We start from the raw sequence: 22,892 nt of genomic DNA, 5'->3' as shown, positions 1-22,892 counted from the left end.
CGTGCCGTCTTCGGTCACGCTCGCCGTGTCCGGATGGGCCGTCGGCACGTCGTCGACGATGTTCACGCTCAGCGTGCTGGTCGAGTTGCTGCCATCCACATCGGTGGCGGTGACCGTCACATTGTCGAGCAGGCCATTGTTGCCGTCGCCGCTGGCGTGCGTTTCCGCCGTGTTCAGCGTGTAGGAGTAGCTCACCACCCCGGTCGCCGGATCGAACCCGGTGATGGTGATGGTGCTCCCCAGCGCCGTGGTGATCGTGGTGTTCGCCGTCAGCGCGTTACCCGAGACGATCGTGACCCCGCCCACCGTAATGGTGTTGAGTCCATCGAGGGCGGTCACTGCGAAGGTGCCCGTGAAGCTGGTCGCAGCCCCCGGCGTGCTGCCGCCCGCCAGACCGGCCTCAAACACCGTACCCTCGCCGCCCTGTACCGCCGGGGTCAGGTCGCTGATGGTGACACCATTGTTCACCGAGAGGGCCGGCAAGGTGCCGCCCAGATCGTTCTGCTGTACGTTCGCGATATCGAAACTACCCACCAGTCCGATATCGGTCAGCCCCTCGGTGATGCGTGCCAGGCGGATGAAGGTGAGCCCGCCATCCTCGCCACCGGCCCCGCTCAAGCCGGCTGCGGCTGGCGCCAAGGCCGCGAAGGGGTCCTGGCCAGACTCGAGCGCCTGCAGAATGGCATTGGTATCCGCGGCGGCCTGCTGATCCACCGACGGCGCCTGCAGCGCCGCTTCATGGGTATCGGGAACGGCTTGGGGATTGAGGATGGACTCGTCCAGGCCGACCAGCCGCCCTCCTTCGATGACCAGAGAGTCGCCGCTGGCCGTGAGCAGAACGGCGGAACCATCGGCATCCGCCACGATCCGCTCGCCAACGTGGACGATGTCACCCGCCTTGAGCAGGCGTACTTCACCCTGGCCATTGATGACTCTGACGGAGCCGTGGACACTATCGACCTTGGCTTCGCCCGACACGGCGATTTCGCTGGAAACATGCGTCGTGATGGCCATGGTGCTTCTCCCTATACTCGATGAATGGATACCGTAAGCATAGGAGGCCGATCAACAAGTTCTTATTGTACTGAAGGGCAATCACCCGACTAACTTCGCACCTTCAGCAGCAATTGCAAACGGTCGGAAACCTCGAGCTTTTCAAACACCGCGCTCAGGTGCGCCTTGACGGTGCGCTCACTGATGCCCATTTCTCGGGCGATGAGCTTGTTGCTGGCACCGGTCAGCAGTTGCTCCACGACCTCCTGCTCCCGCACGCTGAGCGCATCGCGCCAGCCATCCACCGTCGGCTTCTCCGGGATGACACGGGACAGAGTGCCGATCATCTGCGCCATCAGCGCCGCGCCGACCCACACCCCGTCATTGAGGACGGTATCGACCATCAGCCGCAGCATGACCGCCGGCGACAGCGTATGCCCGTAGCCGCGCACGCCAAGTCCGAACAGGTGCAGGCCCTGTTGCTCCTGCGGGGCATCGGCCAGCACCAGCGGCCGGCACCGCCGGGCGAGCGCTTGCCAGTCCGCATCGCTACGCGGTGCATGCGGCCATGCCAGGTCCAGCAACAGGGGAACGGTCGGCGCCTCTCCGGCCAGTTGCCGGCCCAGGTGGTCGCCATCGTCCACTATCACCGGGTCGTCGTCGGCCAGTGCCTCCGTCCAGCGTTGGCACAAATACAGACTCGAGGTCGCGAGCAGGATCGTCACGGCCTTACCTCTCGGTCATGGCATAGCTATGGGCACGCAGCACCGGTTTGAGCAGATAGGACAGGATGCTCTTCTTGCCAGTCATGATGTCCACCTCGGCCACCATGCCCGGAATGATCGGGCGCGACGCACTCCCCAAATAAGACTTGCGCGTCCGCACCCGCACCAGATAGAAGGCGTTGCCCTTGTCGTCGGTGACGGTATCGGCACCGATCTGCTCCAGCGTGGCGTCGAGCCCGCCGTAGATCGCGAAATCATAGGCCGTGAAGCGGACGAAGGCTTTCTGCCCCGGGTGCAGGAAGGCGATGTCACGCGGCAGGATGCGCGCCTCCAGCAACAGCGTGTCTTCCGTCGGCACGATTTCGACGATGTCCTTGCCCGGCTGCACCACGCCGCCGATGGTGTTCACCAGCAGCTGTTTCACCGTGCCGTTGACCGGAGAGCGCAACTCGGCCAGCTTCACCCGGTCGTTCAGCGCCACCCGGGTTTCAGTCAGGCTGCTCAGCTTTCCCAGGGTCTCGGACAACTCGGCGCTGGCCTGGTTGCGGAACGACAGCTCCACCTCCTCGATCTTGCGCTGCGCCTCGGCGATGGCCGCCTGGATCTTGGGGATCTGTGCCGCCGCCATGTCGCGCTCACCGCGGAAGCGGCTGACATCACGCTCCAGCCGCAGCAGGTCGACATCGGACACGGCCCCGCTGTCCTTGAGCGGGCGGGTTACCTGAAGCTCCTTGGTGGTGTAGCCGAGCCCCTGCTCGGCCTGTTCCCGCCGCGCCCGCACTTCCACCAGCTCCTGGTTGCGCTGCGCCAGCTGCTCGCGGGCGATCGACACGTTGGCCTCGAGCTCGCGCCGTTTCGAGCCGTACAGCTCCAGCTCGTGCGCCCCGATGTCGGGTGCTTCGCGTTGTACCTCGGGCGGCACCACGAAGGCCCGTCCGTCGGTGATGGCGCGCAGCCGCGCCGCCTTGGCCAACAGTGACAGGTACTGTGCGCGGTTCTCGTTGAGCGATGATTCGAAACGGGTGCTGTCGATCTTCAACAACAGCTGGTTCTTCTGCACCCGATTCCCCTCGCGCACCAGGATCTCCGACACCACCCCGCCGTCCAGGCTCTGGATGCGCTGAATCTGGCTGGAGGGCACCACCTTGCCCTCGCCGCGCGCCACTTCGTCCACCTGGGCCAACGACGCCCACACCAAACCGGCAAACACGATCGCCAGCAGCAGCCAGACAAAGAAGCGCGGCCGCACCGGCTGCTGCTCCAGAATCGCCCAATCGGCATCGGCGGCAAAATCCTGCCGCTCCCGCAGATCACGCGCACTGATCCAGTCTAGCCAGCGCTCCAGCCAGGCCGGCCCCAGCCCCCCCTCCGCGCCCGACAGCCGCACCCGCAGCCAATGACGCCAACCGCGACCCTCGCTCATAGCCCTCTCCCCAGCCGCCCTTCCTTGAGCGCCTCCAGCACCTGCTGCTTCGGACCATCCGCCACCACCTGCCCCTGATCCAGCACGATGAGACGATCGACCAGATCGAGCAGCCCCGCGTGATGCGTTACCAGCACCATGGTCCGTCCCTGCGCCAGCTTGGCCAGCGACTGCTTCACCTTGGTCTCGCTGGCACTGTCCATATTGCTGGTCGGCTCATCCAGCAGCAGGATGCGCGGCGCGTTGACCAGTGCCCGCGCCAGGCACACTGCCTTGCGCTGTCCCCCGGACAGCGACTCGCCACGCTCGCCGATCAGCATGTCGTAGCCTTGCGGATGATGGTTGACGAAATCGCTCAGCCCGACCATCTCGGTGGCGGCAACCACGCTGGCATCGTGGACGAAGCTCGACCCCATGGTGATGTTCTGCCGCAGCGAGCCATAGAACAGGAGCGGATCCTGCGCCGCATAGCCGACGTGGCGCCGCAATTCGGCTGGGTCGAGCTGCTGGATATCGATGCCATCGACCCGTACCGCCCCCTCGGTCGGCGAGTACAGCCCCATCATCAACTTCTGCAGCGAACTCTTGCCCGAACCCACCCGGCCCAGCAAGGCCACCCGCTCGCCAGCCTTGATGCGGAACGACACATCCTTCAGCACCGCCTGCTGCGTGCCCGGGTAGACGAAACTGACGTTGTTGAACTCGATCTCACCGACAAACTGCACGCGATGGAAGAAAGGGGTGTCACTGTCGCGCTCCACCGGCATCTTCATCAAGCCCTCCAGCGACGTCAGGGCGTTGCGTGCGTTGTGGTATTGCGTCAAGAGCCCGGCCACCTGCCCCATCGGCGACAGCGCCCGGCTGCTGAGCATCATCGCCGCGATCAGTGCCCCCAGGCTGGCGTCCCCATTGATGATGGCGTACACCCCGACGATCAGGATGCCAACCACGATCACCTGCTGCTGAAACGAAGCAAAGTGACTCGCCAGCGACGACAGCACCTTGAGCCGGGTACCGATCTGAGCCAGGAACAACGTGGCCGCCTCCCAGCGCCGCTGCTGCTCGCCCTCGGCACACTGCGTCTTGATCGCCTCGAGCCCGACCAGAGCCTCCACCAGGTAGGCGTTGCGCTGCGCCGCCGCCTTGAAGCTGTCCTGCGTCAGCGACTGCATGCGCGGCTGAATCAACAGCGCCGCGCCGAGAATCAGCACCATCGCCAGAGACAGGGGCAGCAGGAACCACGGGGATATCCAGGCGATCACCGCCATGAACAGCAACACGAAAGGCAGATCGACGAAGGCCGTCACGGTGGCCGAAGCGATGAAATCGCGCACCTGCTCGAAGGCGCGCAGATTGGCGGCAAACGCGCCGACCGAAGCCGGCCGGGCATCGAAGCGCAGACCGACGACTTTTTCGAAGATCAGGGAAGACAGCATGACATCGACCCGCTTGCCGGCGATATCGATCAGGTAGCTGCGCGTCATGCGCAGCAGGAAGTCGAACAGCAGCACCAGCCCCAAGCCGAGCGCAAGCACCCACAGGGTATCGGTGGCCCGGTTCGGCACGACGCGGTCGTAGACGTTCATGGTCACCACCGGCGTCGCCAGCGCGAACAGATTCAGCAAGGTGGCCGCCACCAGGGCATCGCGGTACAGCGGACGGCACTCCAGCAGCGCCTGCCAGAACCAGTGGCGCGTGCGCACCCGGCCCAGTTCGGGAGCACGCGGTTCGAAGCGGAAACGGGGACGAACGAAGATGGCATAGCCGAGATACCGCCCATCGAGCTCTTCGCGCGCCATGGTCATCTCGCCGTCGCTCAAGGCACCCAGGCTGATACGGGCAGAGCCGTCATCGTTCCAGCCCCACAGCAGGCAGGCATCGTCATCCTTGAGCAGCAATACCGCTGGGAGCAGATGCTGGTCTATCGTGTCGAGCGGACGCCGGCTCACGCGCGAGGCGAGGCCGGTGCGCCGCGCGGCGCGACCGAACAAGGCCGGCGTCAGCCGATTGTTGGAGAGCGGGATGCCCGCCACCAACGCCTCGTGCGTGGTCGTCACGCCATGAATGCGCGTCAGCTGGAACAGGCATTCCAGCAGCGGATCCACATGCACGGACCTCGGGGATATCCCGATGTCCTTGATGGAAGCGCTATCCATCTCCTACCCCCTATTGGCCACATTACCTGACTGAATCGTTATTACTGTTTCAGTCAGTTATAGGACATTCCAGAAGGGTAAGGCAGGACAATTATGTATTTTTTTGGGATTGGCTGGAGCGAACGAAAAAGATGACGAAGCCGAAGAACAACACCGTCAGCATGACCTCCACGCCGGCCAGCTGTTGCGAGAGCCCGGCGTCGGCCCAGGCCCGCATCACGCCTTCGGCGAAGAAGGCGAGGATGAACATGCTCGACCACTGGTAAGTGTAGATGCGCCCCTTGAGCACCCCCATCAGCGGCGCCAGCAGCACCACGGCCTTCAAGGCCAGCAGCGAGCCGCCCGGACGCAAGGGAGCCAGCCACAGCTCCCAGCCCAGGGTCAGCAGGATCAGGGCGATCAGACTGACGATCGCCCCCCAATGAAAGAAACGTACACTCATGCGGTCTCGCGCTTGGGCTGACGCCCGAAGAAAATGGCCATGATAATGCCGAACTCGTACAGCAACCACAGAGGCAGCGCCAGCATGATCTGCGACAACACGTCGGGCGGCGTCACCACGGCGGCGACGACAAAAGCTCCGACGATGACGTAGGGGCGGCCGGCCCGCAGTTTCTCCACCGTCACGATGCCCATGCGCGTCAGGAGGATCACCACGATCGGCACCTCGAAGGTGACGCCGAAGGCGACGAACATGCCGAGTACGAAGGACAGGTACTTGTCGATGTCGGTCATCATCGCCACCCCTTGCGGGGTCACCGAAGACATGAAGCCGAACACCACCGGGAACACCAGGAAATAGGCAAAGGCCATGCCGGTGAAAAACAGCACCACGCTGGACACCACCAGCGGCAGAATCAGCCTTTTCTCGTGGGCGTACAGGCCCGGGGCGACGAAGGCCCAGATCTGATACAGGGTATTTGGCAACGAGATCAGGAACGCCACCAGCATGGTCACCTTGACCGGCACGAAGAACGGCGCAGTGACGTCGGTGGCGATCATGTTGCTGCCGCTGGGCAGCACGTCGAGCAAAGGCTTGGCCAGCAGGTGGTAAATGTCGCCGGACCAGTGGAACAGGGCCAGAAACACAATCAGCAGACCGGCGGCGGCACGCACCAGGCGCGTGCGCAGTTCGATCAGATGCGCCAGGAGAGGCTGTTCGTTCATTCGCGCGTTTCGGCAGGAGGGGTGGCGGGTTTCACCGGAGGACTGTCGAACAGATCCAGCTGGTTTTCATCGTGGACCACGGCAGGCGCGGCGCCCGGCTCAGTGCTGTCACCTTCGTGAGCGGCCGCAAACAGATCGGCTCCCAGCGCCGCATCCGGCTCGGGAGAGTGCGGAGCAATCGAGGAGTGGGCGGCATCGAGCACGGCGGTGGCCTCGTCACCGACTGCACGCACGGCCGCGACATTCTCCTGCATCACACCTTCGACCTCCTTCATCTCGGTCTCGATGCTCTGCCGGAACGAAGCAGCCGCGTTCTGTACCTCCTGCTGCAGCGAGGCGAGGCCGGTCAGGTCGGCCTGCTGGTGGATGTCGGCCTTGACGCTGGCGACGAAGCGCTGCGCCCGGCCGATCAGGGCACCCAGAGTGCGCGCCACCGTCGGCAGCTTTTCCGGCCCCAGGACGACCAGCGCTACCACGCCAATCAGCAGCAGCTCGCCAAAACTGATCTCAAACACCGCGCAGTCCGCCGCTTACTTCTTCTCGGACTCGCCGTCGATAACGCGGCCAGCCGGTTTGTCATCCTTCTCGGTCTCGCCCTTCATGCCTTCCTTGAAACCACGCACGGCGCCGCCGAGATCCTCGCCGACGTTACGCAGCTTCTTGGTGCCGAAGATCAGGACCACGACCACCAACACGATGAGCCAGTGCCAAATGCTGAAAGAACCCATGATGACTTCCCTTTACTTAATACGATCGTTCAGGCCGCGCGCCTGGACAGCGCCGCGGTCATGTTGCTCAGGCCTTGTGGCCGAACACATGAATATGCAGGTGAAACACTTCCTGACCGCCGGCGCGGCCAGTGTTGATGCCGGTCTTGAAACCGGCGGCCAGCCCCTGCTCGCGCGCCAGCTTGGGAACGTGCGCCAGCAGACGGCCCAGCATGGCCTCGTGCTCCGGGCCACACTCGGAGAGCGACGCCACGTGCTGCTTCGGAATGATCAGGAAGTGCACCGGGGCGATTGGCCGGATGTCGTGGAAGGCGAGCACGTCGTCGTCTTCGTATACCTTGTCGCAGGGAATCTCGCCGGCAGCAATCTTGCAGAAAAGGCAGTCACTCATGTCCACAAATCCTTGGATATCAGGCGGTCGGGGTACGGGAGGCTTTTTCGTCGATGCCGGAAATGCCCTCGCGGCGCTTCAACTCCATCAGCACGTCCTCGGCACGCAGGCCATGATAGGTGAGCAGCACCATCGAGTGGAACCACAGATCGGCCACTTCGCGCACCAGGTGCAGCTTGTCCTTGTCCTTCGACGCCATCAGGGTTTCGGCGGCCTCTTCGGCGACCTTCTTCAGGATGGCATCCTCGCCCTTGTGGAACAGCGAAGCCACGTAGGAGGACTGCGGACTGGCTTCGCGCCGGGCTTCCAGCGTGTCGCCGATCGTTTTCAGCACGTCAATGCTCATGGTGTCGGGGTTCCTGTGCGGTTAATCCGGCAAGTATATGTCGATTCTGTTACCGGCCGTTAACAAAGGTCGAGCAGGGTTATCCTAGGTCAAACATCGGCCGGGAAGCCCGGTTCAATGCTGGTGGTAGATGGCGTCGGGGTCTTTCAGCACCTCGTCCACCACCACCCAGCCGCCATTCTCGTAGCGGCGGTAGAAGCAGCTTTCCCTGCCGGTATGACAGGCAATGCCGCCGGCCTGCTCCACCTGCATGGTGACCACGTCGCCGTCGCAGTCGAGGCGCAGTTCCTTGACGCTTTGCAGATGGCCCGACTCCTCGCCTTTCTTCCACAGGCGCTGACGCGAGCGGCTCCAGTAATGGGCGATACCGGTATCGGCGGTGAGCTGCAGCGACTCGCGGTTCATCCACGCCACCATCAGCACACGGCCGCTGCTGGCGTCCTGAGCGATGGCCGGCACCAGGCCGTCCTCGTCCCACTTCACTTCATCAAGCCAGTTCATCTTCGCTTCCATTCTTTCGGTCTGGCTTACAGCCGCACTTCGATACCGGCGGCCTGCATCGCTTCCTTGGCCTCACGCACGGTGTATTCGCCAAAGTGGAAGATGCTGGCGGCCAGTACCGCATCGGCCTTGCCTTGCTTGATGCCGTCGACCAGATGCTGCAGGTTGCCGACACCGCCCGAGGCGATCACCGGAATGTTCACGCCCTCGGACACGGCGCGGGTCAGAGGCAGGTTGAAGCCGATCTTGGTACCGTCACGGTCCATGCTGGTGAGCAGAATCTCGCCGGCGCCCAGCTCCTGCATCTTCTGCGCCCACTCCACCGCGTCGAGCCCGGTGCGGTTGCGTCCACCGTGGGTGAACACTTCCCAGCGGTCGTTCTCAGGCGTCACCGCCTTGGCGTCGATGGCGACCACGATGCATTGGCTGCCGAACTTGTCTGCGGCCTCTTTCACCAGTTCCGGGTTGGTCACGGCGGCGGTGTTGATGCTGACCTTGTCGGCGCCGGCGTTGAGCAGGCGGCGAATGTCCTCGACCTTGCGCACGCCCCCGCCCACGGTCAGCGGGATGAACACCTGTTCGGCGACCGACTCGATCACGTGCAGGATGATGTCGCGATCGTCGGAACTGGCGGTGATGTCGAGGAAGGTCAGTTCGTCGGCACCCTGTTCGTTGTAACGACGGGCAATTTCCACCGGGTCGCCGGCGTCACGCAGGCCGACGAAGTTGACCCCTTTCACCACGCGGCCGGCAGTGACGTCGAGGCAGGGAATGAGGCGTTTGGCTAAAGGCATGGGCGAGTGCTACCACGGCAAGACGGGACACCCCGTCACCAGCCACATGACTGGTGCGGCAGTGCCCCGCAAATCAGTTAGACGCTCAACTCGTCGGCCAGGTTCTGGGCCTGGGCGAAGTCGATGCTGCCTTCGTAAATGGCGCGGCCGGTGATGGCACCTTCGATGCCTTCGCCTTCCACCGCGCACAGCTGCTTGATGTCGTCGAGGTTGGTCAGGCCGCCGGAGGCGATCACCGGAATGGTCAACGCCTGCGCCAGCTTGACGGTGGCCTCGATGTTCACGCCGTTGAGCATGCCGTCGCGACCGATGTCGGTGTAGATCACCGAGGCCACGCCGTAATCCTCGAAGCGCTTGGCCAGATCGATCACGTTGTGCTGGGTGATCTTGGCCCAGCCGTCGATGGCGACCATGCCGTCCTTGGCGTCGAGGCCGACGATCACCTGTCCGGGGAAGGCATCGCAGGCATCATGCAGGAAGCCGGGGTTCTTCACCGCGGCGGTGCCGATGATGACGTACTTGAGACCCATGCCGAGATAGGCATCGATGGTGTCGAGATCACGGATGCCGCCGCCGAGCTGTACCGGCAAATCCTCGCCTACCTCGGCGAGAATGTCGCGGATCACCGCCAGGTTCTTCGGCTTGCCGGCGAAGGCGCCGTTGAGATCCACCAGATGCAGGCGGCGGGCGCCCTGATCACGCCAGTGCACGGCCACCTGGACCGGGTCGTCCGAGAACACGGTGGCATCTTCCATCACGCCTTGCTTGAGGCGGACACACTGACCATCCTTGAGGTCGATTGCGGGTATGAGCAACATGGTGCTGAGTGATTTGTCGGTAAGTTAAACACTGCCGTCCCAGGCGAGGAAGTTCTTCATCATCTGAAGTCCCGCGCGGTGGCTCTTTTCGGTGTGAAACTGGGTCGCGAACACGTTGTCGCGCCCCACGATGCAGGAAAACCGGCCGGGGTATTCGCTCTCGGCCAGGGTCAGGCCGGGGTCGGCCGGGGCGAAATGGTAGCTGTGCACGAAGTAGAAGCGCTCGCCGTCGTCGATGCCGGCGAACAGCGGGTGCGACCGGGTTTGGAACACCCGGTTCCAGCCCATGTGCGGCACCTTGAGGCGATCGCCGTTGGCGTCGACCATACCGTCGGCAAAACGCACCACGTTGCCGGCAAACAGCCCGAGACCGGGGGTATCCCCCTCCTCGCTGTGCTCGAACAACAGCTGGGCGCCAACGCAGATGCCAAAGAACGGCTTGCTCTTGGTGGTTTCGATCACCGCTTCGGCCAAGCCGTAGCTGTTCAGTTCGCGCATGCAATCGGGCATGGCGCCCTGCCCCGGAAACACCACCTTGTCGGCCTTGACGATGGCCTCGGGATCGCGCGTCAGAAACACCTCGGCGCCGACCTCGTTGACGGCCTCGACGGATTTCAGCACGGAATGCAGGTTGCCCATGCCATAGTCGATAACGGCGACTTTCATGCTGTCAGCGTCCCTTTGGTGGACGGCGTCACGCCGGCCATGCGTTCGTCGAACTCCACTGCCATCCTGAGCGCCCGGCCGAAGGCCTTGAACACGGTCTCGGCCTGGTGGTGGCTGTTGACGCCGCGCAGGTTGTCGATGTGCAGCGTCACCATCGAGTGGTTGACGAAGCCGTGGAAGAATTCGGAGAACAGGTCGACGTCGAAGCCGCCGATGGCGGCGCGCGTGAAGTCGATGTGGTACTGCAGGCCGGGACGGCCGGACAGATCGATCACCACGCGCGAGAGCGCTTCGTCGAGCGGCACATAGGCGTGGCCGTAGCGGCGGATGCCCTTCTTGTCGCCGATGGCCTTGGCGAAGGCCTGGCCGAAGGTGATGCCGATGTCCTCGACGGTGTGATGGGCATCGATATGCAGGTCGCCCTTGGCGACGATTTCGATGTCGATCAGGCCGTGGCGGGCGATCTGGTCCAGCATGTGGTCGAGGAACGGCACGCCGGTATCGAAATGGGAGTGGCCGGTGCCGTCCAGGTTGAGGCTGACGGTGATCTGGGTTTCCAGCGTATTACGGGTAACGGTAGCGGTGCGCATGGTCATTCGAAATAGGCGTTAAGCGCGGCAAGTACCGCGGAATTCTCGTCCGGCGAGCCGACGGTGAAGCGCAGGCAATGCGCGAGCAAGGGATGGGCGCCGTGCAGGTTCTTGATCAGGATGCCCTGCTGACGCAGGTAGTCGAACAGGGCCGGGGCGTCCGGGACGCGGACCGTGAGGAAATTGGCCTCGCTCGGGAATACGGTGCAGGCTGGCCACTGTGCCAGCGCTTCGGCCAACCTGGCGCGCTCGCGGCGCAGTTCGCTGGCCTGGGCGTTGAACACGTCCATGTGCTTGAGCGCCACCTTGGCGGCCACCTGGGTCAGCACGTTGACGTTGTACGGCGGGCGCACCTTGTCGAGTTCGGCGATCCAGTCCGGGGAACCGGCGGCGTAGCCGAGGCGGATGCCGGCCAAACCGAGCTTGGACAGCGTGCGCATCACCAGCAGGTTGTCGACGCGGCCGGCGAGATCCATGAAGCTGTCGTCGGCGAAGGCCTGGTAGGCCTCGTCGACCACCACCAGCCCCGGCGCGGCGTCCAATACCGCCAACACGTCTTCACGCGGGAAGCGGTTGCCGGTCGGGTTGTTGGGGTAGGACAGGAACACCACGGCAGGCTGGTGCCGTTCGATGGCGGCCAGCATCGCCGGCAGGTCGAGGGCAAAGTCGGCTTTGAGCGGCACCCCGACGTACTCCAGCCGGGAGAACAGCGCGTTCATCTTGTACATGACGAACGACGGCTCGGCGGCCAGCATCACCGCGCCGGGCTTGGCCAAGGCCTGTGCCACCATCGTGATGATTTCATCGGAGCCGTTGCCGAGCAGCACCTCGGCCGCCGCCGGGATGGCGAAGGCGTGCTTGAGCTGCGGCTTCAAGCCGCCCCCATGCGGATCGGGATAGCGGTTGATCAGCGCGTCGGCCAGCGCCTGCCCCAGTTCCGCGCGCAGCGGTTGCGGCAGGCGGTAGGGGTTTTCCATGGCGTCGAGCTTGATCAGGCCCGAGGCATCGGCGACGTGATAGGCCCCCATCGCGGCGATTTCAGGGCGGACCAGGTGTTGTGCAGACAGTTTCATCTCGATTCCACGAACCGGCCGATCACGGCCGGGACGCTGCGGCCCGGCATGGGGCCGGCTCAGGGTGGCGACAAGTCGTCATCGTACCGCGTTCGTTCCGATTGGGCTACTCGGGGACGGTCTTGCCCGCCTCATTTATCCAGCCGGAATTCGGCGGCGCGGGCATGGGCGGTCAGGCCCTCGCCGTGAGCCAGCACGCTGGCGATCTGGCCGAGCTTCTGCGCGCCGGCGTGCGAGACGCGGATCAGGCTGGTGCGCTTCTGGAAGTCGTACACCCCGAGCGGGCTGGCAAAGCGCGCGGTGCGGCTGGTCGGCAGCACGTGGTTGGGGCCGGCGCAGTAGTCGCCCAGGCTCTCGGAGGTGAAGCGGCCCATGAAGATGGCGCCGGCGTGCTTGAGGCCGGGCAGCCAGGTTTCCGGCTCGGCCACCGACAGCTCGAGATGCTCCGGGGCGATGTAGTTGGCAATGGCGCAGGCCTCGGCCAGGTCCATCACCTCGATCAGCGCGCCGCGGTTGCCGAGGCTGGCCTCGATGATGGCGCGGCGCGGCATGGTCGGCAGCAGCTTCGCGATGCTGGCCTCGACCTGGGCGATGTAGTCCGCCGACGGACACAGCAGGATGGCCTGGGCGATTTCATCGTGTTCGGCCTGGCTGAACAGGTCCATGGCGATCCAGTCCGGATCGGTCTCGCCGTCGCAGATCACCAGGATTTCGGACGGACCGGCCACCATGTCGATGCCGACCACGCCGAACACGCGGCGCTTGGCGGCGGCAACGTAGGCGTTGCCGGGGCCGGTGATCTTGTCGACCTGCGGCACGCTCTCGGTGCCGTAGGCCAGCGCGGCGACGGCCTGCGCCCCGCCCACGGTGAACACCTTGTCGACGCCGGCGACGTAGGCCGCGGCCAGCACCAGGTCGTTCCTTTCGCCGCCCGGGGTCGGCACCACCATGATGATCTCGCCCACGCCGGCGACCTTGGCCGGCAGCGCGTTCATCAGCACCGAGCTGGGGTAGGCGGCCTTGCCGCCCGGCACGTAGATGCCGACGCGGTCGAGCGCGGTGACTTGCTGGCCCAGCAGCGTGCCGTCCTCGTCCTCGTAGCTCCACGACTGCATCAGCTGCTTCTCGTGGTAGCGCCGCACGCGCGCGGCGGCGGCTTCCAGCGCCTCGCGCACGTTGGCCGAAAGACGCTGGTAGGCGGCTTCGAGCTCGTCGCGCGACAGCGTCAGGCCGGCCATCGAGGCGGCGTCGGTGCGGTCGAAGCGGTTGGTGTACTCCACCAGCGCCGCGTCGCCGCGCGCCTTGACGTCGTCGCAGATGGCGGCCACGGCGGCATCGACCGCCGGGTCCTGCGCGGTTTCAAACGCCAGCAGCGCCTTCAGGCGCTCGGCAAAATCGGCTTGGGAGGAAGAGAGTCGCAGCATGCTGGTTCCGTTTCTGGCTCAGGCCGGCACGGCCGAGGCGAAGGCATCCAGCACCGGCTGGATGGTGTTGTATTTCAGCTTCAGCGCGGCCTGGTTCACCACCAGTCGCGAACTGATGTCGAGGATGTGCTCGACCGCCAGCAGGTTGTTGGCGCGCAGGGTGCCGCCAGTGGACACCAGGTCGACGATGGCGTCGGCCAGGCCGACCAGCGGCGCCAGTTCCATCGAGCCGTACAGCTTGATGATGTCGACGTGCACGCCCTTCTGCGCGAAGTGCTCGCGGGCGATCTTGGGGTACTTGGTGGCCACCTTGAGGCGCGCGCCGTGCTTGACGGCACCGTCGTAGTCAAAGCCGTTCTGCACCGCCACCATCATCTTGCACTTGGCGATGTTAAGGTCGAGCGGCTGGTACAGGCCGGCGCCGCCGTGCTCGATCAGCACGTCGCGCCCGGCGATGCCGAGGTCGGCGGCGCCGTACTGCACGTAGGTCGGCACATCGGAGGCACGCACGATGACCAGGCGCACGTCCGGATGGTTGGTGCCGATGATCAGCTTGCGCGAGGACTCCGGGTCTTCGGCCGGAACGATACCGGCGGCGGCCAGGAGCGGCAGGGTTTCTTCAAAAATGCGGCCCTTGGACAGGGCAATCGTCAGCGTCATGGCGAGGCTCAGGCAATCAATATTCAGTAAGGTTGGGCATCAGGGCATCAGGGCGCGGCGTTCGCGCTCGAGCTGGCCGACGTAACGCTGGATCAGGTTTTCCATGGCGGTCGGCAGCTGCTGGAAGGCGCAGCCGATGCGCAGCGCATCCTGTCCGTTGCGGCGCTGGACCGGCAGGCGGTGGCGCACTTCGAGGCGGACCTGCAGCACGCCCAGCGGCTTGAGGTCGAGCGAGCAGTCGTAGTACACCTGCCCGACGTCGAAACCCGCCGTGGACGGCGACGGCAGCCAGAACGACAGGCCGCCCAGGCTGATGTCGAACAGCGGCAGGTCGAGCGTGTGCTGCGGGTAGTCGACGATGCGGCAGATCACCGGGTTGGCGACCGGGGTCTGGATGCGGAAGAACTCGCGCCGCTGCAGCTTGATCACCTGCTCCGGCAGGTCGACCTCGAACGCCGGGCGTCCGTCCAGCTCGATGCGCCGTGGCTGGCCGGTGACGAACTGGGTTTTCACCCCGTCCGGCGAGCAGACGAAGACGTTGCGCTCGCTGGCCAGGAATTGCTCGTTGACGCCGGGTTCGGCCCCCCAGTCCAGCGTCAGGGTGCCGTTCTGGGCGTCGACGCCGAGGATACGGGTGAGGATGAAGGTGCGGCCCTTGTTGGAAAACACCGTCACCATATGCCCCTGCTGGGCAATGCTGCGCAGATGGTGGGCAATCTCGACCGGCGATGCCAGGGTGTAGTTGGCCAGGTCCAGCGTGTCACTGGGGGCGACCGGGCTATCGGAGCGGTTTTCTTCGGTCACAATCACGACTTTCGGTATCTTCGGCGGCGCATCGACGCCCATTTTAGCGTATTAGCTCTTTTATATCATGAGCCAGATCGGCCGCGGGCAAACCGTAAGGCAGATAGACGCGCAATTGTCCGCTCCGATCGAACAAATAGGCGCCGGCGCTGTGGTCCACGCTGTAGCCGCCGCCCGGCTCGGCACGCTTCTGCGCCACGATCTTGAAGCGTGCCTCGACCTCGCGCACGGCCTCCGGCGAGCCGCTCAGGCCGATGAAGCGGGGGTCGAAATGCGGCACGTAGCCGGCCAGCAGCGCCGGGGTATCGCGCTCGGGGTCGACAGTGATGAACAGCACCTGGACCTGGTCGGCCTGGGAGCCCAGCAGTTTCATCGCCGAGGCGAACTCGAGCATGGTGGTAGGGCAGACGTCGGGGCAATGGGTATAGCCGAAGAACAGCGCCACCACCTTGCCCTTGAACTCGCTGAGCGAACGGGGTTTGCCGGTGTGATCGGTCAGGGTGAAGTCGCCGCCGAACTTGACGCCGGCAATATCGGTACCCTTGAATTCCGCCTTCGGGGTGTCGGGAGAACAGGCCAGCAGCGAAGCCAGCAACAAGCACGTCAGCAGTCTGACTATGAATGCGCGCATCAGTACGGAGCAATCCACCAGTAGTGATCGATCAGCAGGGCCGCAAACAGCCAGGTCAGGTACCAGATCGACCAGGTGAAGGTGCGGCGCGAGAGGGCGTCAGCATACTGGCGATGGAGATGGGCGGCAAGCCAGATAAAACGGGCGTTGAGCATGACAACGGCGACAAGGTAGAGCAGGCCTGCCTCGCGCAATGCGACCGGGAGCAGCGTCACCCCGGCCAAGAGGCAGGCATAGAGCAGGATGGACAGGGTGGTGAAACGGATGCCGTGGGTGACCGGCAGCATCGGCAGGCCGGCGCGGGCGTAGTCGTCGCGGCGGTACAGCGCCAGCGCCCAGAAGTGCGGCGGGGTCCAGGTGTAGATGATCAGGAACAGCACCAACGGCAGCGCGCTGATGTCGCCGGTGACGGCCGCCCAACCCAGTACCGGCGGCATGGCGCCGCTGGCGCCGCCGATCACGATGTTCTGCGGGGTGTTGGGCTTGAGCAGCAGGGTATAAACGATGGCGTAACCGACGAAGGTGGCCAGCGTCAGCCAGGCGGTGAGCGCGTTGACGAAGGCCACCAGCAGCGCCATGCCGAAACCGCCGGCGCCGAGCGCCACCAGCAGCGTCTCCAGCACGCCGGCCTCGCCGCGTGCGGTGGCGCGCCAGGCGGTGCGGCGCATGCGCGCGTCGACGGTGCGCTCGACCAGGCAGTTGACCATCGCCGCCGCCCCGGCCACCAGCGCGATGCCGAGCGTGGCGGGAATCACCAGGTTGGCCGAAGGCAGCTCGGGCGTGGCGAGGAACATGCCGATCACGGCGCAGAACACGATCAGCGCCACCACGCGCGGCTTGGCCAATTGCCACAAGGCGCGCACGTGGCTCCGGGTGAGGTCGCGGCTCAGCGTCGTCATTGCAGGCTCCTTTTGTCGGTCAGGCCGTGGTGCAGCCGGACGGACAGCGTGGGCAGCGCCGGCAAGGCGCGCCAGCGGCATTGCGCGGCGAGCAGCACCGTCACCGACAGCAGCAACAATGCCCCGGCGTTGTGCGCCACGGCCAGCGGCAACGGCAGTTGCAACAGCACATTGGCGATGCCCAGCGCCACCTGCAGCAGCCAGGCCCCCAGCAACAGCAACAGCAACGGACGCAGCGCAGCCTGGCGCCAGCCCCCCAGCACCAGCGTCCACACCAGCACGGACACCAGGGCCGCGCCGGCACGATGCAACCAGTGGATGGCGATCAGGTTGGCGCTGTCGAGCGGTGTGCCGTCCGGCGCCATGCCCAGCTCCCGCCACAGATGGAAGGCGTGCTCGAAGCGCATCGCCGGCGGCAGCCAGGCGCCATTGCAGGTCGGAAAGCCCTGGCACGCCAGCGCGGCATAGTTGGACGAGACCCAGCCGCCGAGCGCGATCTGCATCAGCACCGCCAGCACCAGCAACCACGCCAGCCCGGTGACGGCATGGGGCGCCTCGACGGCCGGCCGACGCAGGCCAAACCACAGCAGCCCGGCGGCGATACTCATGCCGCCGATCAGGTGCAGCGAGACGATGGCGGGCTTGAGCAACAGGGTGACGGTCCACATGCCGAGCAGGCCCTGCACCACTACCCCGGCGAGCAACAGACTGGCCGGAAGCCGCTCGTGACGCCGCCGCCAGGCCAGCACGGCCGTGAGCAGGATGACCAGCCCCAGCGAGGCCGCCAGGTAGCGATGCAGCATTTCCTTCCACGCCTTGGGCAGGCTCACCGGGCCGTCGGGGTTGGCCACGGCGACCTGTTGGATGGTGTCGGCGGCATGGTGGGGCGAGAGCTGGCCGTAACAGCCTGGCCAGTCGGGACACCCCAGGCCGGCGTCGGACAACCGCACGTAGGCGCCGAACGGCACCACGAGACAGGCCAGCAGGATGGCGAAACCGATGAGCTTTCTCATGTCTCCCCTTTCGGACGGGTTTCCCGTCGTGGTCAGCACCGTTTGGCCCACCAGGCCGGGCAGCGCAGGCAGCGGTTCTGGCGGCTACCGGCCCGCGCCAAGCCACAGGCCGTGAGTCTTGCGCGCCCGGACCCGGCACGCGGCGCCCGCGCTCAGCCCAGACCGTTATTGGTCTTGAGCAGGCGGGTCAGTTCGCGGATGACCGGCCCCGGCTCGGCCTGATCGGGGTAGAACATCACCTGGTTGCCCAGGGGATCGATCAGGTAGTAGCCGTCGCGACGCAAGGCAGCGGCGGGGTCGAGCGGCAGCCCGAGCAGCCCCGCCGGCAGCGGGCCGGCACCTGGCGTGCGCAGCTCGACGCGCTGCATCCGCGTGAAAGCCTCCCCCTGCGCGGCATGGATCTGCCGCAGCACGAAACGCCGCTGCTTGCAGCCATCGGAACAGCGCCCGGCCTGCACTGTCAGCAGCACCCACTTGCCCCGGGGCCACCCCTCCTGCCGCGCGCTGGCTAGCGGCGCCACCTGCAGCAGCTGGCCGTAGCTCTTGCCCCCGGCCGGCGGCATCAGGTAGTACGCCAGGTAGGACCCCAGCACCGGGCTGATGCAACACAGGGCGATCAGGAACAGCTTGAGGCGGCCCCGGCGTCGCGGCACCGCGCCCCCGGCACGGGCGGGCTGGCCATCGATGGGCAATGACATCATGTGCGCCTCCACAACAGCACCGACCCTGCTATCAGGCATAGCCCAAGCAGCAGCCATTGCAAAGCATAGCCATAGTGGCGACGCGGATCGAAGGGGGGACGGGCGGGCCAGGCCCGCAACGGCGCGGTGGTCTCACCCAACACCACCACCCCGCCGCGCAAGGGCCGGCCCAAGCGCCGGGCTAATTGAACCGGATCGACGTCGTCCACCCGGCCCTGGGTGCCACGCATCGCGCCGGGTAGCGTGAAGCGCTGCGGCAAGGGCATCCAGCGCCCGTCCAGTCTGGCGGGCAATGGCGGCAGCGGCGTGCCTGCCCGTGCGTCTGCCAGCCACCCCCTATCCACCAGCACCACCGAGCCATCGGCCAGCGCCAGCGGTACCAACACCCTCACCCCCGGGCGGCCCTCCAGCAGCGAGTTGGCCAGCAGCAATGACGCTGCCATCGGCCGGCCTTGCAGCTGCACCCGGCTCATGTCCGGCACGGAGGACAGTACTCGCGTCTGCAGGGGCTCTGCCGGACGCCGTGCCGACGCATCGAACGCCGCCAGTTGGGCGGAGCGAACCTCGCCTCGCTGCCATTGCCAGACAGAGAGGAGGCCGGGCACGCCGGCCAGCAGGACCAACCCCAGCGCCTGCCAAGCCCGGGACTTTCGTCTAGGCTTACAAGAGGACACTGGTAAAGGGGGACCGGATATGAAACTGCTCGTACTCGTTCTGCTCGCCTGCATCATCCTCACCCTGTTCTGGGGCTTGAACGGCCTGTTGCGCAGTGAGCCCGGCTCGCAACGCGTAGTGCGCTCTCTGACGCTCCGGGTCGGGCTGTCGATCGGCCTGTTCTGCCTGCTGATTCTGGGCGCGCTGTTCGGCTGGTGGCGCCCCCATCACCTGTGAGTTCCGCCCGTTCGGCCAACCCTGAGGTTGGCCGAAGAATAAAGACACTGGCCGGCGCTCCCTAGAGCCAGTACACCAGGGTAAACAGCAGCAGCCACACCACGTCGACGAAGTGCCAGTACCACGCCGCCGCTTCGAAGGCGAAATGGTGCTCGGGGTTGAAATGCCCCCGCATCACCCTCAGCCAGACCACCGCCAGAATGATCGCCCCCAGCAGCACATGCATGCCATGAAAGCCGGTCAGCATGTAGAAGGTCATACCGTAGGCACCCGAGGCCAGCGTCAGGTTCAGCTCGTGCATGGCGTGGCGGTATTCGTAGGCCTGCAGGCTGAGAAACAACACCCCCAGCATGACCGTCATGCCCAGGCCGACGATCAGTGACGCGCGTTTGCCCTGGATCAGCCCCCAGTGCGCCCAGGTCAGCGTGGCGCCCGACGACAGCAGGATCAGCGTATTGATGGCCGGGAGCCCCCACGCCGCCATCGCCTGGTAAGGCTGGGTGATGCCGGGCCCGGTGGACAAGGGCCACGCGGCGGCGAAATCCGGGTAGAGCAGCTTGTGTTCGAAATTGCCGAGCTCGGGCACCGAGATCGTGCGCACGTAGAACAGCGCGCCGAAAAAAGCGGCAAAGAACATCACCTCGGAGAAAATGAACCAGCCCATCCCCCAACGGAACGAGGTGTCCTCCTTGCCGTGATACTCCCCTTTCAGGCTCTCGCGGATGACGTCGCCAAACCAGCCGAACAGCATGTAGAACAGGATGGCGAAGCCGACCCCCAGCAACACCTTGCCAAAACCGACGCCGTTGACGGCTAGTGCCGCGCCCAAGCCCAGGCAGAACAGCGCCAGCGCACCCACCACCGGCCAGCGCGAGGGTTGTGGCACGAAGTAATGCGTTTGATGCGAGACCGATTCCATGCCCGTTCTCCTGTAGATGACTCACTCCCCGCCCCAGCCGGAACGAGTACGGCCCGGCCGCGCGGAAGAGCAGCGACAGCACCCCCGCTCAGCAGCCCCGGCACCGGCAACGCGCCGAGCGCCCTACTACGCCGCAGGCCGCCGCCCGCCTTGGCGCGTCCAGACCCGTCGACGTCAGCGGGTCACCAGCGACACCAGCAGTAACAGCCCGCCGATGAAACACGCCAGCAGCAGCAGCGCGGCCACCGCGATCTGCCAGAAGCGCAGTGTGACGTCCTGCCGTGCCGCCTTGCCCTTGCGGATGCCGAGAAACGCCGACAACACCGCCGACACCCCGGCCAGCCATTTCACGGCGTCCCCTGCCCTGGCACGTCGAACACACTGTAGGCCAGCGTGATCTCGCCGATCTCGGCTGGCATGGCGCGGTCGATCACGAACACCACCGGAAAGCGCCGGGTCTCGCCGGGTTTGAAGACCTGCTGGCGGAAACAGAAACACTCCAGCTTCTTGACGTAATTACCGGCCGCCGCCGGCAGGTAGCGCGGCACCGCTTGGCCGGTGACCTCGCGGTTGCTGGCGTTGGTGATCTCGTAGTCGACCCGCACGAATTCGCCGCGCGGCGCCGCCATCTGCCCCACCAGCGGCCTGACCTGCCACGGCAGGCCCGCCTGCACCGTGGCGTCGAAGCGCAGGCGCACCGGCGCCGCCGTGACCGCCGAATCACTCGCCACTGCCGCCGGCGCCGGAGCATCGGCCTTGACCAGCTGGTTGATGCCGGTCACCTCGCAGATCACCCGGTACAGCGGGATCAGCGCCCAGGCGAAGGCGAACATTACGCAGGCGATGACGCCCAGTTTCAGCAGCAGTACCCGGTTATCCGCTCGGCTCGATTCCGCCATACTTCCCGCTCAGTGATGAGCGCCCCCCGTCATGGAATGAATCACCCCATTATCGCCCGCCTCCACGTGCGGCGCCTCGACGAAGCTGTGGTAAGGCGCCGGCGTTGGAATCTGCCACTCCAGCGTCTCGGCCCCCTCCCACGGCTTGTGCGGCGCCGCCTGGCCGTGCCGGATCGAGCGCAGCATGTTGTAGAGGAAAATCAATTGCCCCAGGCCGAAGCAGAAGGCGCCGATCGAGGCGATGCGGTTGAAATCGGTGAACTGCAGCGCGTAATCGGGAATGCGCCGCGGCATGCCGGCCAGGCCAAGGAAGTGCATCGGGAAGAAGGTGACGTTGAACCAGACCATCGACCACCAGAAGTGGAGCTTGCCGAGCGGTTCCGAGTACATCTTGCCGGTCATTTTCGGAAACCAGTAATAGATCGCCGCGAACAGGCTGAACAGGGCGCCCGCCACCAGCACGTAATGGAAGTGCGCCACCACGTAATAGGTATCCTGCAACTGGATATCCACCGCGGCCACCGACAGGGTCACGCCGGACAGGCCGCCGATGGTGAACAGACAGACGAAACCGACCGCGAACAGCATCGGCGTCTCGAAACTCATCGACCCCTGCCACATGGTGCCGATCCAGTTGAACACCTTCACCCCGGTCGGCACCGCGATCAGCATGGTGGCGTACATGAAGAACAGCTGGGCAGTGGCCGGCATGCCGGTGGTGAACATGTGGTGCGCCCACACCATGAACGACAGCACGGCGATGGAGCTGGTGGCGTACACCATCGAGGTGTAGCCGAACAGCGGCTTGCGGCTGAAGGTCGGGATGATGTGGCTGACGATGCCGAACGCCGGCAGCGCCATGATGTACACCTCGGGATGGCCGAAGAACCAGAAGATGTGCTGGTACATCACCGGGTCGCCGCCGCCGGCGGCGTTGAAGAAATGGGTGCCGAAGTGGCGGTCGGTCAGCACCATGGTCACCACCCCGGCGAGTACCGGCATCACCGCGATGATCAGGTAGGCGGTGATCAGCGACGCCCAGGCGAACATCGGCATCTTCATCATCGTCATGCCCGGCGCGCGCAGGTTGAGGATGGTGACGATGATGTTGATCGAGCCCATGATCGAGCTCACGCCGAGGATGTGGATGGCGAAGATGGTCAGGTCCATGCCCATGCCCATCTGCGTGGCCAGCGGCGCGTACAGCGTCCAGCCGGCGGCGGCGGCGCCACCGGGCACGAAGAAGGAAATCAGCAGCAGCGCCGCCGCCGGCGGCAGCAGCCAGAAACTCCAGTTGTTCATGCGCGCAAACGCCATGTCCGGCGCGCCGATCATCAGCGGCAGCAGCCAGTTGGCGAGCCCGGTGAAGGCCGGCATGATGGCACCGAACACCATCACCAGGCCGTGCAGCGTGGTGAGCTGATTGAACAGCTCCGGCTGGAAGAATTGCAGCCCCGGCTGGAACAGCTCGGCGCGGATGCACAAGGCCATCACCCCGCCCGACAGGAACATGGTGAACGAGAACCACAGGTACATCGAGCCGATGTCCTTGTGGTTGGTGGCCGCCAGCCAGCGCCAAAGGCCGGTCGGCTTGCCGTGTGCGTGGGGAGCGTGTCCCGCCGTGGTGCTGATCGCCATGCTCGTCCTCCTGATTCCCCTGCCGTCGCGGTCAGGGCGGGC

General features: G+C 65.3%; 29 protein-coding genes. 1 reads left to right on the top strand and 28 read right to left on the bottom strand.

Annotation, left to right across the window (positions count from 1 at the left end; translation table 11 throughout):
* The 24 genes from AC3WG5_RS07325 to AC3WG5_RS07210 all read right to left on the bottom strand — a co-directional run.
* Positions 1 to 1,014, bottom strand: a 1,014-nt coding sequence (locus tag AC3WG5_RS07325) for a retention module-containing protein (RefSeq protein WP_492568276.1), incomplete at its 3' end; no start/stop codon positions are given.
* Between the two features lie 89 nt (positions 1,015 to 1,103).
* A complete protein-coding gene (locus AC3WG5_RS07320; RefSeq protein WP_492568274.1) occupies positions 1,104 to 1,718 on the bottom strand; it encodes a helix-turn-helix transcriptional regulator in 615 nt (204 codons plus the stop codon).
* Between the two features lie 4 nt (positions 1,719 to 1,722).
* Positions 1,723 to 3,141, bottom strand: a complete 1,419-nt coding sequence (locus tag AC3WG5_RS07315) for an HlyD family type I secretion periplasmic adaptor subunit (RefSeq protein WP_492568273.1) — start codon at positions 3,139 to 3,141, stop codon at positions 1,723 to 1,725.
* Positions 3,138 to 5,297, bottom strand: coding sequence for a type I secretion system permease/ATPase (locus AC3WG5_RS07310; protein WP_008952129.1), 2,160 nt, complete (start codon positions 5,295 to 5,297; stop codon positions 3,138 to 3,140). Before AC3WG5_RS07310 ends, AC3WG5_RS07315 begins: the two co-directional genes overlap by 4 nt.
* A 91-nt stretch (positions 5,298 to 5,388) precedes the next feature.
* On the bottom strand, positions 5,389 to 5,739 hold the full coding sequence (locus tag AC3WG5_RS07305; RefSeq protein WP_008952128.1) for a DUF2069 domain-containing protein: 351 nt from the start codon (positions 5,737 to 5,739) through the stop codon (positions 5,389 to 5,391).
* Positions 5,736 to 6,464 (bottom strand): twin-arginine translocase subunit TatC, encoded by a 729-nt coding sequence (gene tatC, locus AC3WG5_RS07300; protein WP_008952127.1) that lies wholly within the window; start codon positions 6,462 to 6,464, stop codon positions 5,736 to 5,738. The genes AC3WG5_RS07305 and tatC overlap by 4 nt, the downstream gene beginning before the upstream one ends.
* Positions 6,461 to 6,979, bottom strand: coding sequence for a Sec-independent protein translocase protein TatB (gene tatB / locus AC3WG5_RS07295; RefSeq protein WP_492568272.1), 519 nt, complete (start codon positions 6,977 to 6,979; stop codon positions 6,461 to 6,463). Before tatB ends, tatC begins: the two co-directional genes overlap by 4 nt.
* A 15-nt stretch (positions 6,980 to 6,994) precedes the next feature.
* Positions 6,995 to 7,192 carry a Sec-independent protein translocase subunit TatA gene (gene tatA, locus AC3WG5_RS07290; RefSeq protein WP_008952125.1) on the bottom strand — a complete coding sequence of 66 codons (198 nt, stop codon included), beginning with the start codon at positions 7,190 to 7,192 and terminating at the stop codon, positions 6,995 to 6,997.
* Positions 7,193 to 7,259: 67 nt separating this feature from the next.
* Positions 7,260 to 7,583 (bottom strand): histidine triad nucleotide-binding protein, encoded by a 324-nt coding sequence (locus AC3WG5_RS07285; protein WP_008952124.1) that lies wholly within the window; start codon positions 7,581 to 7,583, stop codon positions 7,260 to 7,262.
* A 19-nt stretch (positions 7,584 to 7,602) separates the two neighbouring features.
* A complete protein-coding gene (locus tag AC3WG5_RS07280; RefSeq protein ID WP_008952123.1) occupies positions 7,603 to 7,929 on the bottom strand; it encodes a phosphoribosyl-ATP diphosphatase in 327 nt (108 codons plus the stop codon).
* Positions 7,930 to 8,043: 114 nt separating this feature from the next.
* Entirely contained in the window at positions 8,044 to 8,442 is a 399-nt protein-coding gene (gene hisI, locus AC3WG5_RS07275) for a phosphoribosyl-AMP cyclohydrolase (RefSeq protein WP_294865546.1), read from the bottom strand.
* A 14-nt stretch (positions 8,443 to 8,456) separates the two neighbouring features.
* Positions 8,457 to 9,224, bottom strand: a complete 768-nt coding sequence (hisF, locus tag AC3WG5_RS07270; RefSeq protein ID WP_008952121.1) for an imidazole glycerol phosphate synthase subunit HisF — start codon at positions 9,222 to 9,224, stop codon at positions 8,457 to 8,459.
* A gap of 77 nt (positions 9,225 to 9,301) precedes the next feature.
* Entirely contained in the window at positions 9,302 to 10,042 is a 741-nt protein-coding gene (hisA, locus tag AC3WG5_RS07265; RefSeq protein WP_014088625.1) for a 1-(5-phosphoribosyl)-5-[(5-phosphoribosylamino)methylideneamino]imidazole-4-carboxamide isomerase, read from the bottom strand.
* 24 nt (positions 10,043 to 10,066) lie between these two features.
* Positions 10,067 to 10,708: an imidazole glycerol phosphate synthase subunit HisH gene (hisH, locus tag AC3WG5_RS07260; protein ID WP_492568271.1), complete on the bottom strand. Its 642-nt coding sequence runs from the start codon at positions 10,706 to 10,708 to the stop codon at positions 10,067 to 10,069.
* Entirely contained in the window at positions 10,705 to 11,298 is a 594-nt protein-coding gene (hisB, locus tag AC3WG5_RS07255) for an imidazoleglycerol-phosphate dehydratase HisB (protein ID WP_040652113.1), read from the bottom strand. The genes hisH and hisB overlap by 4 nt, the downstream gene beginning before the upstream one ends.
* Before the next feature lie 2 nt (positions 11,299 to 11,300).
* Positions 11,301 to 12,371: a histidinol-phosphate transaminase gene (gene hisC / locus AC3WG5_RS07250; protein ID WP_492568270.1), complete on the bottom strand. Its 1,071-nt coding sequence runs from the start codon at positions 12,369 to 12,371 to the stop codon at positions 11,301 to 11,303.
* Positions 12,372 to 12,502: 131 nt separating this feature from the next.
* The gene (hisD, locus tag AC3WG5_RS07245) at positions 12,503 to 13,795 is read right to left on the bottom strand and encodes a histidinol dehydrogenase (RefSeq protein ID WP_492568269.1); all 1,293 of its coding nucleotides are present in this window, start codon (positions 13,793 to 13,795) and stop codon (positions 12,503 to 12,505) included.
* Positions 13,796 to 13,813: 18 nt separating this feature from the next.
* Positions 13,814 to 14,455, bottom strand: coding sequence for an ATP phosphoribosyltransferase (gene hisG, locus AC3WG5_RS07240; RefSeq protein ID WP_014088629.1), 642 nt, complete (start codon positions 14,453 to 14,455; stop codon positions 13,814 to 13,816).
* Positions 14,456 to 14,494: 39 nt separating this feature from the next.
* The gene (locus AC3WG5_RS07235) at positions 14,495 to 15,265 is read right to left on the bottom strand and encodes a flagellar brake protein (protein WP_232503502.1); all 771 of its coding nucleotides are present in this window, start codon (positions 15,263 to 15,265) and stop codon (positions 14,495 to 14,497) included.
* A 37-nt stretch (positions 15,266 to 15,302) separates the two neighbouring features.
* Complete coding sequence (locus tag AC3WG5_RS07230) at positions 15,303 to 15,890, bottom strand: SCO family protein (protein ID WP_008952113.1); 588 nt, start codon at positions 15,888 to 15,890, stop codon at positions 15,303 to 15,305.
* Positions 15,890 to 16,789 (bottom strand): heme o synthase, encoded by a 900-nt coding sequence (cyoE, locus tag AC3WG5_RS07225; protein WP_014088632.1) that lies wholly within the window; start codon positions 16,787 to 16,789, stop codon positions 15,890 to 15,892. Before cyoE ends, AC3WG5_RS07230 begins: the two co-directional genes overlap by 1 nt.
* The gene (locus tag AC3WG5_RS07220) at positions 16,786 to 17,802 is read right to left on the bottom strand and encodes a COX15/CtaA family protein (RefSeq protein ID WP_492568268.1); all 1,017 of its coding nucleotides are present in this window, start codon (positions 17,800 to 17,802) and stop codon (positions 16,786 to 16,788) included. The genes cyoE and AC3WG5_RS07220 overlap by 4 nt, the downstream gene beginning before the upstream one ends.
* Before the next feature lie 152 nt (positions 17,803 to 17,954).
* Positions 17,955 to 18,503: a hypothetical protein gene (locus AC3WG5_RS07215; protein WP_492568267.1), complete on the bottom strand. Its 549-nt coding sequence runs from the start codon at positions 18,501 to 18,503 to the stop codon at positions 17,955 to 17,957.
* Entirely contained in the window at positions 18,500 to 19,231 is a 732-nt protein-coding gene (locus AC3WG5_RS07210) for an SURF1 family protein (protein WP_492568302.1), read from the bottom strand. Before AC3WG5_RS07210 ends, AC3WG5_RS07215 begins: the two co-directional genes overlap by 4 nt.
* Here AC3WG5_RS07210 and AC3WG5_RS07205 point away from each other — a divergent pair.
* On the top strand, positions 19,197 to 19,394 hold the full coding sequence (locus AC3WG5_RS07205) for a DUF2909 domain-containing protein (RefSeq protein WP_008952108.1): 198 nt from the start codon (positions 19,197 to 19,199) through the stop codon (positions 19,392 to 19,394). The genes AC3WG5_RS07210 and AC3WG5_RS07205 overlap by 35 nt on opposite strands.
* 61 nt (positions 19,395 to 19,455) lie before the next feature.
* Here the strand turns inward: AC3WG5_RS07205 and AC3WG5_RS07200 are convergent, their stop codons facing one another.
* The 4 genes from AC3WG5_RS07200 to ctaD all read right to left on the bottom strand — a co-directional run bounded on the left by AC3WG5_RS07200 (position 19,456) and on the right by ctaD (position 22,850).
* Positions 19,456 to 20,313, bottom strand: coding sequence for a cytochrome c oxidase subunit 3 (locus AC3WG5_RS07200; RefSeq protein ID WP_492568266.1), 858 nt, complete (start codon positions 20,311 to 20,313; stop codon positions 19,456 to 19,458).
* A gap of 174 nt (positions 20,314 to 20,487) precedes the next feature.
* A complete protein-coding gene (locus tag AC3WG5_RS07195; RefSeq protein ID WP_014088637.1) occupies positions 20,488 to 20,664 on the bottom strand; it encodes a DUF2970 domain-containing protein in 177 nt (58 codons plus the stop codon).
* Positions 20,661 to 21,212 carry a cytochrome c oxidase assembly protein gene (locus tag AC3WG5_RS07190; RefSeq protein ID WP_492568265.1) on the bottom strand — a complete coding sequence of 184 codons (552 nt, stop codon included), beginning with the start codon at positions 21,210 to 21,212 and terminating at the stop codon, positions 20,661 to 20,663. The genes AC3WG5_RS07195 and AC3WG5_RS07190 overlap by 4 nt, the downstream gene beginning before the upstream one ends.
* 9 nt (positions 21,213 to 21,221) lie before the next feature.
* A complete protein-coding gene (gene ctaD, locus AC3WG5_RS07185; RefSeq protein ID WP_492568264.1) occupies positions 21,222 to 22,850 on the bottom strand; it encodes a cytochrome c oxidase subunit I in 1,629 nt (542 codons plus the stop codon).
* Positions 22,851 to 22,892: the final 42 nt, after the last annotated feature.

It is taken from the genome of Pseudogulbenkiania sp. FW507-F1, from assembly GCF_058781125.1.
Note: the sequence above shows the minus strand (reverse complement) of the source record. Positions and strands in the feature narration are given on the sequence as shown.